Source organism: Qipengyuania proteolytica (assembly GCF_019711565.1).
GTDB lineage: Bacteria > Pseudomonadota > Alphaproteobacteria > Sphingomonadales > Sphingomonadaceae > Qipengyuania > Qipengyuania proteolytica.
In genome coordinates this window covers 1,596,678-1,609,644 of sequence record NZ_JAIGNN010000001.1, presented here as the reverse complement: position 1 = coordinate 1,609,644, position 12,967 = coordinate 1,596,678, and the positions used below count along the sequence as shown (strand labels likewise).

At 65.9% G+C, this 12,967-nt stretch carries 8 protein-coding genes; 4 read left to right on the top strand and 4 right to left on the bottom strand.

The annotated features are described in order from the left end of the window. Positions 1–21 precede the first annotated feature (21 nt). The 3 genes from K3172_RS07860 to K3172_RS07850 all read right to left on the bottom strand — a co-directional run bounded on the left by K3172_RS07860 (position 22) and on the right by K3172_RS07850 (position 5,243). Positions 22–1,074: a sugar phosphate isomerase/epimerase family protein gene (locus K3172_RS07860; RefSeq protein WP_221588527.1), complete on the bottom strand. Its 1,053-nt coding sequence runs from the start codon at positions 1,072–1,074 to the stop codon at positions 22–24. Continuing rightward, a complete protein-coding gene (locus K3172_RS07855; RefSeq protein WP_221588525.1) occupies positions 1,071–2,249 on the bottom strand; it encodes a Gfo/Idh/MocA family oxidoreductase in 1,179 nt (392 codons plus the stop codon). The genes K3172_RS07860 and K3172_RS07855 overlap by 4 nt, the downstream gene beginning before the upstream one ends. A 132-nt stretch (positions 2,250–2,381) precedes the next feature. Then, a complete protein-coding gene (locus tag K3172_RS07850) occupies positions 2,382–5,243 on the bottom strand; it encodes a glycoside hydrolase family 31 protein (protein WP_221588523.1) in 2,862 nt (953 codons plus the stop codon). Positions 5,244–5,448: 205 nt separating this feature from the next. Here K3172_RS07850 and K3172_RS07845 point away from each other — a divergent pair, with 205 nt between their 5' ends. Genes K3172_RS07845 through K3172_RS07835 form a run of 3 tightly spaced genes read left to right on the top strand, consistent with a single transcriptional unit; the run spans position 5,449 to position 10,047 of the window. Beyond that, a complete protein-coding gene (locus K3172_RS07845) occupies positions 5,449–7,962 on the top strand; it encodes a glycoside hydrolase family 3 protein (protein ID WP_247717961.1) in 2,514 nt (837 codons plus the stop codon). A gap of 30 nt (positions 7,963–7,992) precedes the next feature. Then, positions 7,993–9,000, top strand: coding sequence for a cupin-like domain-containing protein (locus K3172_RS07840; RefSeq protein WP_221588519.1), 1,008 nt, complete (start codon positions 7,993–7,995; stop codon positions 8,998–9,000). Positions 9,001–9,012: 12 nt separating this feature from the next. After that, positions 9,013–10,047 carry a glycoside hydrolase family 5 protein gene (locus K3172_RS07835; protein ID WP_247717960.1) on the top strand — a complete coding sequence of 345 codons (1,035 nt, stop codon included), beginning with the start codon at positions 9,013–9,015 and terminating at the stop codon, positions 10,045–10,047. A 4-nt stretch (positions 10,048–10,051) separates the two neighbouring features. On the opposite strand, the gene K3172_RS07830 is transcribed toward K3172_RS07835, so the two are convergent. Further along, complete coding sequence (locus K3172_RS07830; RefSeq protein WP_221588517.1) at positions 10,052–11,707, bottom strand: glycoside hydrolase family 43 protein; 1,656 nt, start codon at positions 11,705–11,707, stop codon at positions 10,052–10,054. 93 nt (positions 11,708–11,800) lie between these two features. Between K3172_RS07830 and K3172_RS07825 the strand changes: the two genes are divergently transcribed. Beyond that, positions 11,801–12,925: a fumarylacetoacetate hydrolase family protein gene (locus tag K3172_RS07825; protein ID WP_221588515.1), complete on the top strand. Its 1,125-nt coding sequence runs from the start codon at positions 11,801–11,803 to the stop codon at positions 12,923–12,925. The last annotated feature ends 42 nt before the right edge of the window (positions 12,926–12,967 follow it).

The window sequence follows — 12,967 nt, the reverse complement described above, 5'->3', positions numbered from 1 at the left end:
TCCCAGACTCGCCGGTCAGCTCTAGATGCCGAGCGTGCGATTGATCTTTCCCTCATCGACATTGCCGCCCGCGAAGTCGTCGAAGGCGTAGGGTGTCGGTCGGATGATATGGTCGGCGATGAAGGACGCGCCCTCGGCTGCGCCCTGCTCGGGATGCTTGAAGCAGCATTCCCACTCGAGCACCGCCCAGCCGTCGAAACCGTAGTGCGTCAGCTTGCTGAATATCTGGCGGAAATCGACCTGCCCGTCGCCCAGCGAGCGGAACCGCCCGGCGCGTTCGGCCCAGCCGCGATAGCCGCCGTAGACGCCGGTCCGCGCGTCGGGGCGGAACTCGGCATCCTTGACGTGGAACGCCTTGATACGATCGTGATAGCGATCGATGAAGCCGAGGTAGTCCAGCTGCTGCAGCACGAAGTGGCTCGGGTCGTAAAGGATGTTGGCGCGCGGATGCTCGTCCACCGCGTCGAGGAAAGCCTCGAAGCTGGCGCCGTCGTGCAGATCCTCGCCCGGGTGGATTTCGTAAGCCACGTCGATGCCGTTGTCCTCGAACACGTCGAGGATCGGGCGCCAGCGCTTGGCGAGCTCAGCAAATCCTGCCTCGACGAGCCCTGCGGGCCGCTGCGGCCACGGGTAGACAAGGTGCCACATCAGCGCGCCAGGGAAGCTCGGGACTGCCTTCAGCCCCAGCCGGCGCGAGGCGATCGCCGCCTTCTTCATCTGGTCGACCGCCCACGCCTGCCGCTCGGCCGGCTTGCCGTGGACCTCGACCGGCGCGAAGGCGTCGAACAGCTCGTCATAAGCCGGGTGCACCGCGACCAGCTGGCCCTGCAGGTGCGTGGCGAGTTCGGTGATCGCGAGCCCGCGCTCGGCGCAGCGCCCGGCGAGCTCGTCGCAATAGTCCTGGCTTTCTGCCGCGAGATCGAGGTCGATGCAGCGCGCGTCGTTCGACGGGATCTGGATGCCCTTGTAGCCGAGCGAGGCGACCCATTCCGCGATGGTGTCGAGCCTGTCGTAAGGCGGCTCGTCGCGCATGAACTGCGCAAGGAAGATGGCGGGGCCGCGAAGTTCCTTCATGTCAGCAATCCCTTGAGGTCGGGTCCGGTGGATGGCGCGGCGATGTCGGTCCAGGCGCCGTCTGCTTGTGCGCTCGCGACCGACGCTTCGAGGAAGGCCATCCCGCGCAGCGCTTCGGCAATCCCGGGCACTCCGCGCGAAGCGAGCGGCGCGCCGTCGCGAACAGCGCCGGCAAAGTCGCGATAGAGGTTGGCGAAAGCCTCGATGTAGCCTTCGGGGTGACCCGATGGCAGGCGGCAACGGGCCAGCGCCTCATCGCACAATGGCTTGTCGACCCCCGCGCGGTGGACGAATACCGATCCATCGCCGCGCCGCTCGATCAGCGTGTTCGGCTCCATCTGTCGCCATTCGAGGCCGGCATTCTCGCCGTAGATACGGATCGCCAGCGAATTCTCTTCACCCGCGCAGACCTGGCTCGCGACGAGCACGCCGGTCGCGCCGTTCTCCATTTCGAAGCTCGCCTCGCCATCGTCGTCGAGCCTGCGCTCGACGAAGTGGCTGCGCAGCCGCGCCGAGAGCCGGGTCATGCGCGAATTGGCGACGAACTCGGCGAGGCTGTGCGCATGGCTGCCGATATCGCCGAACGCACCCGAGGGGCCGGAGCGCGCCGGATCGGTCCGCCATTCGGCCTGCTTGCTGCCATCCGCCTCCGCGCGCGAGGAAAGCCAGCCTTGGGGATATTCGACGAGGATCCGGCGGATCGCGCCGAAAGCCTTGCTCGTCGCCAGATGGCGAGCCTGCCAGACCATCGGATAGCCGAGATAAGTGTGGGTGAGGCCATAGGCCGTGCCGCTTACCGACAAGGTCTCGGCAAGCGACTTCACCTCGGAGAGCGCAATACCTGCAGGCTTGTCGGACATGACATGGAAACCGGCCTCCGCCGCCGCCTTGGCGAGCGGGACATGCGTGTCATTCGGCGTGACGATGACGACGGCTTCCATGGCGTCGTTGCCGCGAGCAGCCTCCGCAGCAAACATCTCGGCGGCAGAGGGATAGGCGCGCTCGGGATCGAGATGCAGCGCCTGTGCGGTCTCGCGCGAATTGGCCGGGTCGCGGCTGAAGCATCCGCAGACGAGAGCGGTCGCGCCATCGAGCCGGGCGGCAGCACGGTGGACGGCACCGATAAAGGCCCCCTGCCCTCCGCCGATCATGCCCAGACGCAATCGTCCCGCCATCCTTGATTTCCCCTCCTTAACACGCGTTTTTGTCTTACGTTGTCAATTTGCTATGCCCTACCGTCGGCACCGTCAAGTGAGCGTTCGCAATTTCCACCGGAGATGGTGAGTTCGCCGCCCACGGCGTCACCTCTAGAAATCCACTGCAACGGCCTCTCCCTCATAGGTGACGGCGACGCCGCCGGACCGCTCGAGCATCATGCCCTCCCCATTCCCTTCGTGAAGGACGATCAGCATCTCGCGCTTGATGGCCATGCCCGGAAAGGCCCCGACTCGCGCTGCGACAGACAGGCGCCGCTCGCCTTCGTTCCAGCCGAAAGCAATCCGCGAGAATTCTCCGCGAGTATAACCCATGTCGGTGCCCTGGTCTTCGTAGAGAGCAAAGTCTGCATCGCCACCGGCGAAGACGTGAATAGTGAGCGGTCCTTGCGGATCTTCCCCGGTCCATTGGACGTCCCTTCCCATAGGCAAGATCGATCCGGCACGCACGAACAGTGGCAGCCTTTCGCGCGGCGCTGCAACGGGCACATGCTGGCCTCCGGAGACCTTGCGCCCGCTTGCAAGGTCGTACCAATCGGCTCCCGCAGGAAGGTAGACCAGCCGCTCCCGCTCACGAAACCGCGTGACCGGGGCAACCATCAGGGCGGGCCCGAAAAGATACTGGTCGTCGATCGACCAGGCGCTCCGGTCCGCTTCGAAATCCATCACCAGTGGCCGCATGATGGTGCCATCCTCGAAATGGGTCCCGGCAGCCAGCGTGTATATATAGGGCATGAGCCGGTAGCGCAGCCGGTGATAATAGGTGAGCGCATCGAGCATCGCCGGGTCGCCTTCGCTCACGATCCAGCTCTCGCGCCGGGGGAACTCGCCATGACTCCGGAACAGGGGCGAGAAGGCGCCGAACTGGAACCAGCGCAGGTAAAGCTCGCGCCATTCCTCGACATGCGCGGGATCCTGCCGGCTATACCGTTCCTCCACCGCGAAGCCGCCGATGTCGTGGGTCCAGTTGGGCACCCCTGCCAGACTGAGGTTCAGCCCCGCGCTGATCTGGTCGCGCAGATCTTCCCAGCGCGCGGCGACATCGCCCGACCACAAGGCCGACGACGTGCGCTGGATGCCGCCGAATCCGCTGCGCGTGAGGATGAAGGGGCGCGTGTCGGGCTGGGCTTGGCGTAGTCCTTCGAACACCCCGACAGCGTGATCGAGCGGGTAGGAATTGAAGAGCGCGGCTCCGGGCAGCCCGGTCGTCGGCGAGGTCATCTGCCACTTGCGCTCATCGATCGACAGGTTCGAATGCCAGTCGGGTTCGGTCGCATCCATCCACCAGGCGTCGAAGCCGAGCGGCAGGAGATCGCGCTCGATCTGCCCCCAGTAGAGTGCCCGCGCCGCCGGGTCATAGGGATCGTAGAAAGTGTTGGCGTAACCCGGCCCGACCCAGTCGCGCTGGCCCGCCTCGAGCGGCCGTTCATAGAGGAACCCCTTCTCGCTCAGCGCCTTGCCATTGGCTGTGTCGGGATAGAATTTCGGCCAGACCGAGATCATGACCCTCCCGTCGAGCGCATGGACCTTGTCGACCATCGCCTTAGCATCGGGAAAGCGGTCCGGGTCGAAACAATGGCAGCCCCAGCTGTCTTCTGGCCAGTAGAACCAGTCCTGCACGATCGTATCGATCGGGATGGCGCGGTCGCGATAGCCCTGCATCACCTCCACCAGCTGGTCCTGCGTTTCGTAGCGTTGGCGCGACTGCCAGAAGCCATAGGCCCAGCGCGGCATCATCGGTGCCTTGCCCGTCAATTCGCGATACCCGGCGATCGCATCGTCCATCGTCGGCGCGGGCACGACATAATAGTCGATCGCCTGCCCCGCCTCGCTCGCGAAGCTGACCGAGTGGCGGTCTAGCGGCGACAGCGGGTCGGAGTGCTCGAGCGCGATGTAGCCCTGGTTGGGCTCCCACTCGATGCGCAACTCAACACCCTTGCCGGCCGTCAGGTCGAGTTCGAAATTGTGGTACCAGGGGTTCCAGTTCTGCCGCCACCGGTCGAGCACCTTTTCGCCGTCCGCAAAGACCGCAACATAGCTTGAGGAATAGAGACGGAACTTGTGCTGCCCGGAGGTTTCGGGCGTGAACGTGCCGGTCCACACGACGCGCTGCTTCTGGAGTGCGTTGCCCTGCGTATTCTGGCCGGTGGTCGCCGCCTCTACCGCCGCCTTGGCCTCAGCGGGCCAGCGGTCCTGATCTTCGATATACTGGTAATCGATGGCGCGTTCGGGGCGCTCAACCACGAGCCGGTCGCCAAGGTAATATTGGGCCTGCCAGTCCAGCGCCAGCTGCGCGTAGGGCGCGGGATTGCCGATCCGCGTGATCGAGGCATTGTCCCACAGTAGCCCGTATCCGCGCGTCGAGACCAGATACGGCAGAGCGATCGCCATATTGTGCTGCGCGAGTTCGATATCCTCGCCATTGTAGTCCATCTGGCGGTTCTGGTGCTGGCCGAGCCCGTAGAGCCCCTCGTCGGTGCCGCGGTTGAACTGCGCGCGCGTGGCGAACCAGCTCTGCCCTTCGATCGCGACAGGCGTGATCGTGCGTGCCGGGGCATATTCGTCCAGGAGCAGATTTCCAGCGGCATCGAACACGCGCACCTGACCGTCCGCAAGATCGACCGAGAGCCGGGAGGTCGCCGTCTGCAGGTTCGCCTCGCCAGGAGCGACTGTCAGTTCCGGTTCGCCGTCGGGTTCAAGAACGACCATGCTGGTCGGATGGCCTTCCGGCATATCGCCGCCCGTCGCCGTGACGCGAAAGGTGCCGTTCTCATAGGCGAGCACGCGGATGGTCTCGCCGCTATCGAGAGAGACCAGCATGCCATGGTCGACCTCCCGCACTTCGCCCGCCGCAACTGCTGAAGGGACAGCGACCGGTAGCAGGAACGCCAGCGCAGCGAGCCAGCTGCGCTGCGCTTTCGACCGCAATGATACCGCTACCAAACTTAGCGCCATCGACACGCTCCTCCCTCGCCTCGATATGGGACGATCTCCAGACCGCCTCGTTTTCGGAAGGCTAATCGATACGGCAATCGTGGGCAAGCCATCCCCGATTGACTCCCTTCGAAGGGTTCAATACGCACATGATAGCGCTCACATTTGCGCTGGCAAAAAGGCGGTGGCCGGGATGCATCGTCGCCAAGGGGACGGGAGAGGAATTTTGATCATCGGGTCCGACAAGTGCCTGGCTGTGCTCAGCCTGATTGCCCTCGCAGGTTGCACCACGATCGCCGGGACGGCGACCGATTCCGCGCCATCCGCCATCACGCAATCGGCCGGTGTCGCCCATCCCGAAATCTGGCCAGCGTATGAGTACCCGGTGCCCGAACAGGCGGATGACGAGGCACGCATCACCCGGCTCATCGCGCGCATGACGCTGGAGGAAAAGATCGGCCAGCTCGTGCAGGCGGACCTGTGCTGCGTCACCCCGCAAGACGTTCGCGACTACAATCTCGGCTCGATCCTCGTCGGCGGGAACAGCGGCCCCAACGGCAACGACCTCTCGCCTGCGCCCGACTGGCTCAAGGCCGCCGACGATTTCTACACCGCTTCGGTCGACAGGTCCGACGGCGGCGTGGGAATTCCGCTCGTCTGGGGGACCGACGCGGTGCACGGCCACTCGAACATCATCGGCGCGACGATCTTCCCGCACAACATCGGGCTCGGCGCGATGCGCGACGTCGCCCTGATCGAGCAGATCGGCCAGGTCACCGCCAAGGAGATCCGCGTCACGGGGCAGGAGTGGACCTTCGCGCCGACCGTCGCCGTGCCGCAGGATTTCCGCTGGGGGCGCGCCTACGAAGGCTATTCCTCCGATCCCGATCTCGTCGCCTCCTACGTCGGCGCCATGGTGCGCGGCCTGCAGGGCGCACCGACCAACGACAACCTCCTTGCCGGTCCCTATGTGATTGCCTCGACCAAGCACTTCCTCGCCGATGGCGGCACCGACAAGGGAGTCGACCAGGGCGATAGCTCCATCAGCGAAGAGGCGTTGCGCGATATTCACGGCAAGCCTTACGGACCCGCGATTGCCGAAGGCGTGTCGACCGTGATGGTCAGTTTCTCGAGCTGGCAGGGCAAGAAGATGACCGGCAACAAATCGCTCGTCACCGGCGTGCTCAAGGAGCGGATGGATTTCGGCGGCTTCGTCGTCTCAGACTGGAACGCGCATGGACAGGTCGCCGGATGCACCAATGAGAGCTGCCCGCAGGCGCTGATGGCCGGCGTCGACATGTATATGGCACCGGATACGTGGAAGCCGATCTACGAGGACCTGCTGGCCCGCGCCAAGGCAGGCACGGTGCCGATGACGCGCATCGACGAGGCGGTCGCACGCATCCTGCGCGTCAAGGCGCGGCTGGGCCTGTTCGAGGCCGGCAAGCCCTCAAGCCGCGCCTATTCCGGCCAGTACGAGCTTCTCGGTTCGCCCGAACACCGCGCCGTTGCGCGCGAGGCGGTGCGCAAGTCGCTGGTGCTGCTCAAGAACGAGGGCGTGTTGCCGCTCGCGCCCGGCGGTCGCCTGCTCGTGGCAGGCGACGGTGCGGACGACATCGCGCGCCAATCGGGCGGGTGGACGATCACCTGGCAGGGCACGGGCATCGACAACAGCCACTTCCCCGGCGCCACCTCGATCTGGGCAGGTCTCGACCAGGCCGTCACGGCGGCAGGAGGCAGCGCCGAATTGTCGCCCGACGGCAGCTTCACCGCGCGGCCCGACGCGGCGGTGGTCGTCTTCGGCGAGACCCCTTACGCCGAATTCCAGGGGGACCGGGCCGCCCTGACGCTCGATCCGCAGCTCACCGGTCCTTACGAGACGATGCGCCGCCTCAAGGCGCAGGGCATTCCCGTCGTCGCACTCATGATCACCGGGCGCCCGCTCTATGCCAATCCGGCGCTCAATGCGGCCGATGCCTTCGTCGTCGCCTGGCTCCCGGGCAGCGAGGGCGGCGGGATCGCAGATGTGCTCGTCGGCAAGGCCGATGGTAGCGCACATATCGATTTCTCGGGCAAGCTACCCGCTGCATGGCCGCGCACCGCCGACATGGCGGACGGCGCCCTGTTCCCCTTAGGTTACGGCCTGACCTACGCCAGCCCGCGCACCGCGTGGACCGCCCTGCCCGAACTCGATGCATCCGCTCTCGGCGGTGACAGCCGCCTCTGGTTCAGCGGCGGCGTGCCGGCGGCGCGCTGGTCGCTGCTGGTGAACGGCGAGTCCGAGGTCGACGAGGTCCGGATCACGACCGTCCCTGCCGAGATCCTCGACGGCCGGGTCAGGGTAAGCGCGGAAAACTACCTCGTGCAGGAAGGCGCGCGGCGGTTCGCGATCGCGGGCGGCACAGCCACCGTTTCACTGCGCAATTTTGAGGCTCTCGATGTGTCGAAGGAGACGAATGGCGACGTTCTCCTGCTCGCCACGATCAAGGTGTGGGATGCTCCGGCTAGCGCAGCCATCGGTGCCATCGGGCCGAATTCGCGCGGCTTCGCCAACCTGCCGCTCGCCGAAAACGGCGAGTGGGTGCGCTACGGCATCCCGCTGAAGTGCCTGCGCAATGGCGGCGCAGACATGGCACAATTGACTCAACCCTTCGTCCTAACGACCTCCGGCCGCGCGGACTATGCGATCGGCGAAGTGCGCCTCGGAAGCGATGCGGAAGTGGTGGTGCCATGTTCCTGATCATTCGAGGGGCGTGCTAACGCTGGCATCATGACACCGGTCGAGGAAATCGCAGCGCCCGAACCCGCGGACTTCGACCGCATCGTGCGGCCGCGGTTCACGCCGGTCGTGATCAGGGGCGCGGCGGAGGCCTGGCCGATTGTCGCGGCAGGGCGGCGTTCGGCGGCCGAGGCGCTGGACTATATCGAGCGGTACGACAGCGGCGCGCCGACCAGCCTGATGGTCGCCCCGCCCGACAGGCAGGGCCGGTTCTTCTACAATGCCGATACCAGCGGCTTCAATTTCGAGCGCAAGCAGGGCTCGCTGACGCAGCTTGCCCGCCACTTGCTCGGCGCGGCAAACGAGAACGAACCGATCGGCATTTACGCCGGCGCGACTCCGGCCGCCTCACACCTGCCCGGCTTCGAGCAGGAGCACCCCTTCCCGCTCGCCGATGCGCTTCCCGATGCGACGACACGCATTTGGCTCGGCAATGCGACGCAGGTCGCGACCCATTTCGACCTGTCGGACAATTTCGCCGTCGTCGCGCTGGGCAGGCGACGCTTCACCCTGTTCCCGCCCCAGGCGACCGGCGATCTCTATGTCGGCCCGCTCGACATGACGCTGGCGGGCCAGCCGGTCAGCATGGTCGATCCGCTCGCCCCCGACCTCGAAAACTATCCGCGCTACGCCGCAGCGCAGGAGCAGGCGCAATTTGCCGAGCTCGAACCCGGCGACGCGATCTACATCCCCACGCTGTGGTGGCACCATGTGCAGGCGAGCGATGCGATCAACATCCTCGTCAACTACTGGCACAACGACGCCTTGCGCGGCGGCGGCTTCCTCGCGCTGATCCATGCAATCCTCGCGATCCGCGACCAGCCGCAGGGCCAGCGCGACGCCTGGCGCGCCTGGTTCGACCACTTCGTCTTCGGCGAAGAGGCCAGCCACGCCGCCGACCATCTTCCCCCGCATGCGCGCACGGTGACGGGCCCACCCTCGCCCCAGCGCGACGAGATGATCCGCCGCTTCCTGCTGCGGGTGCTCGGTTCACACTGAAGGAGACCTGCCATGATGCGTAACCTGACCCGGAGCGTCTGCATCGCTTCCCTGCTCGCCGCGAGCCTGCCGCTCCATGCGCAGTCCCCGGCCCCGGCAGCCGCCGTTACCGAGCCCCTGCCCGTCGGCACCTGCATCAATCTCGGCAATACGCTCGAGCCCGAATTCGAGGGCAGCTGGGGCGGCGCGCCGGTGGCAGCGGAAGATTTCACGCGCATCAAGGCAGCCGGCTTCGACACCGTGCGCATCCCGGTGCGCTGGCACAACAAGACGCTCGCCGAAGCGCCGTGGACGGTCGAGGAAAGCTGGATGAACCGCGTCCAGCAGGTCGTCGACGAGGCGCTGGCGGCAGGCCTCAACGTCATTCTCAACAGCCACCACTTCGATCCGATCCACGAAGACCCGCTGGGCACTGCCGAGTGGCATGGCGCGGTCTGGACGCAGATCGCAGAGCGATTTGCAGGCTATCCCAACGAGACGCTGTGGTTCGAGCTCGAGAACGAACCGCACAAGAATTTCGACCATTCGAACCTGCTCGAAACGCTGGCCCCCGCGCTGGCGGCGGTGCGCGCGTCGCATCCGAACCGCGCGGTGATCATCGGCGGCGAGAACTGGAGCGGGATCAATTCGCTCGCGACGCTGCCGCTGCCCGACGATGCGAACATCCATCCGACCTTCCACTATTACGACCCGTTCCTTTACACGCACCAGGGCGCCAGCTGGACGGCACCGGATATCCCGCCGGTGGGCCGCAGCTTCCCGACCGCGGAAGATACGAAGAAGCTTTCGGAAGACGTGGAGAAGATCCGTAGCTACATCGCGCGCACCGGCAAGACGCCCTTCATGGGCGAAATCGGGGCCTACGACCTCCATATCCCCACCGCCGACCGCGCCGCCTATCACCGCACCGTGCGCGAAGCCTTTGCGCCGACGGGCATCGGCATGTGCATGTGGGCTTATGCCAACACCTTCCCCTTCTGGGACCGAAAATCCGGCAAGTGGCTGCCCGGAATGCTCCGCGCGATAGGCCTGCCCGAACAGGAGTGATCGTTCAGCGCGCTGGCGAATAGGCGTAGGGGCCGACCACCAGGCCGGTGAACAGGCCGGCGTGGATCGAGGCGAGCGGTTCGACATCGACCGCTTGCCCCAGTGCCCGCCAGCGCGTCTCTCCGCTGGGCCGCCAGCCGAGTTCTGCCGAACCGCCGCGCAAAGTGATCCTGAGATCGAGCGCGGCGTCGCCATCGTAGGGAGTGGCAGCGACGATCTCGCCGAGTTCGGATTGCGCCGGGTCGGTCCTGAGCCGGACCACCAGACGCCCGCCTTCGCGTCCGACCGCGAGGAAATGCGCCTCGTCCATGAAGGCGAGCAGACCTGCGAAGTCGTCGTCCTGTTGCGGATCGAACTCCAGGCTTGTCACATATTCGGCCTCGTGATGGCGCAGGCGCCGCCCGATGAAAGCCGGCTTGCCGAGGCTGCCCGCCGCATCGCTACCCGCGATCACCTCCAGCCGCCCTGCTGACTCGTCGAGCATGACCTGCTGGAGCGAACGCGGTGTGCGGATCCCGATCCATTCGCCGGGGAGGGCACTGGAAAAGTCATCCCGCCAGGCGCTGCGATCGATCGCCTCGCCGCTCGGCAGGTCGGGCCGTCGGGGCGTCAGGGGCACCGGCTTGCCTTGTGCGAGGAAGCGCGGCCATCCGTCCACCCATTCGACCGGCAGTACGAAGGTCTCGCGGCCCATCAGCGTCGACTGGCCTGCGAAGGGGCGGGTGGCGAGGAACACGCCCCACCAGCTGCCGTCGTCCAGCCTGACGATATCCGCGTGACCGGTCGCCTCGACGCGGTTGGGGCGATCGGGCGGCAGGTCGCGCTGGGTCAGGATCGGGTTTTGCGGGCCGGGCACGTAAGGCCCTTTGAGCTTGCGCGAACGGTAGATGGTCTGCGAATGCTGGTCCGCCGTTCCGCCTTCGGCCGCCAGCAGGTAATACCAGCCATCGGCCTTGTAGATATGCGGCCCTTCCGCCCAGACCGGGTTCGCCGAAGGATCGACCCCGCCATCGACCAGCAGCGTGCGCCCCGGCAGCACCTGCATGGTCTCCCGGTCGAACTGCTGCAGCCACAGCGCGCGATGGCCCTCGTAACGCGGATCTCCCGGCGGCGCGTCGTTGTAGACGATCCATGCCGTGCCATCGTCCGCGAAGTAGAGCGAGGGATCGATCCCGCCGAACTCCAGCCAGTGCGGATCGCTCCACGGTCCGGCCGGGTCCTGCGCGGTGATGACGAAATTGCCGCCGCATTCGATACAGGTGTTCACGATCCAGAACAGACCGTCGTGATGTTCGATGGCAGGGGCGAAGAGGCCGCGATTGGTGCCAAGCCCGGAAAAGTCCATCTGGGCCGCGCGGTTGATGGCATTGCCGACGAAGCGCCAGTTGACGAGGTCCTCGCTGCGGAAGATCGGCAGTCCGGGAAACCAGCTGAAGGTCGAGGTGACGAGGTAGAAGCTGTCGCCGACCCTGACGATCGATGGATCGGGGTGGAAGCCCGGCAGCACCGGGTTGCGATAGGAGCCCTCCGGGATTTCGGGGGCAGGTTCGAGCGCGCGATACTCTATGAAATCGAAACTTGCGGTCGGCCCGGCACTGGCCGGATCCGCAAGCGAAATCGCGGCGCTGCATGCCGCCAGTGTAGCAAGATACGTTTTCAAGCCCGCCTCCCCGATCAATCCTCGCAAGGGGCTTGTCGCACCCTCATGACCTGACTATGGTAGCGCTATCACAGGAGAGGGCAAGAGCCAGCAGTGGCCGACAATTTCAGCGACGTTTTGCCGGCCGATCATGCGCGCGGCAGTTTCATCGGGCGCGCGCAATCGCCCGCAGGACCCTGCGTTATCGCGGTGCGCGACGGGGAAATCTTCGATCTTACCGAGGAGGTGGCGACCGTTTCCGGCGCGATTGCCCGACGGCAATTCGCGGGCGGACGTCGGCTGGGTCCGGTCGAGGACGGCCTGCCCGAAGGCTGGCGCCTGCTCTCCCCGATCGATCTGCAATGCATCAAGGCAGCGGGCGTCACTTTCGCCCTTTCGGCGATCGAGCGGGTCATCGAGGAACGCGCGCGCGGCGACGCGGGCGCGGCAGCGGACATCCGCGCACAGCTGGAGAGCAAGATCGGCTCGGGCATCCGCTCGGTGGTTCCGGGCAGCGAGGAGGCGGCCCAGCTCAAGGCCGCGCTGATCGACGAAGGCATGTGGTCGCAATATCTCGAGGTCGCCATCGGGCCCGATGCGGAAATCTTCTCCAAATCGCCGGTCCTCTCCTCGGTCGGCGAAGGCGCGCCCATCGGCGTGCGCTCCGATTCCAGCTGGAACAATCCCGAGCCCGAGGTCGTGCTGGTGTGCGATTCCGATGGCGAAGTGGTCGGCGCCACACTGGGCAACGATGTGAACCTGCGCGATTTCGAGGGGCGTTCGGCGTTGCTCCTCTCCAAGGCCAAGGACAACACGGCGAGCTGCGCGATCGGCCCGCTGATCCGCCTGCTCGACGATGACTTCACGCTCGACGACATCCGCGCGGCCGAGGTCGAGCTGACGATCGAGGGCGAGGACGGATACCGCCTGCAAGGCACCAACGACATGGCGCAGATCAGCCGCGATCCGGTCGAGCTGGTCGCTCAGTGCCTCTCGGAACACCACTATCCCGACGGCTTCGTGCTGTTCTGCGGGACGCTGTTCGCGCCGACACAGGACCGCGACGTGGCGGGCGCAGGTTTTACGCACAAGCGCGGCGACCGGGTGACTATTCGCTCGCAGCGGATCGGTGCGCTGACCAACACGGTCACGACCTCGCGCGATGCGCCTGCGTGGACGATGGGAATTGCGGGCTTCGTCGCGAATTTGGCAGGACGCGGTCTGGTCGACAGGATGTGAGTTTCGGCGCGCGCTCTGAAAGGCGCGCGCTTGCATGGACGG

Excerpts from the sequence above, each read along its gene's own strand:
- K3172_RS07860 (WP_221588527.1), bottom strand. The coding sequence starts at position 1,074 with ATGAAGGAACTTCGCGGCCCCGCCATCTTCCTTGCGCAGTTCATGCGC.
- K3172_RS07855 (WP_221588525.1), bottom strand. The coding sequence starts at position 2,249 with ATGGCGGGACGATTGCGTCTGGGCATGATCGGCGGAGGGCAGGGGGCC.
- K3172_RS07850 (WP_221588523.1), bottom strand. The coding sequence starts at position 5,243 with ATGGCGCTAAGTTTGGTAGCGGTATCATTGCGGTCGAAAGCGCAGCGC.
- K3172_RS07840 (WP_221588519.1), top strand. The coding sequence starts at position 7,993 with ATGACACCGGTCGAGGAAATCGCAGCGCCCGAACCCGCGGACTTCGAC.
- K3172_RS07835 (WP_247717960.1), top strand. The coding sequence starts at position 9,013 with ATGATGCGTAACCTGACCCGGAGCGTCTGCATCGCTTCCCTGCTCGCC.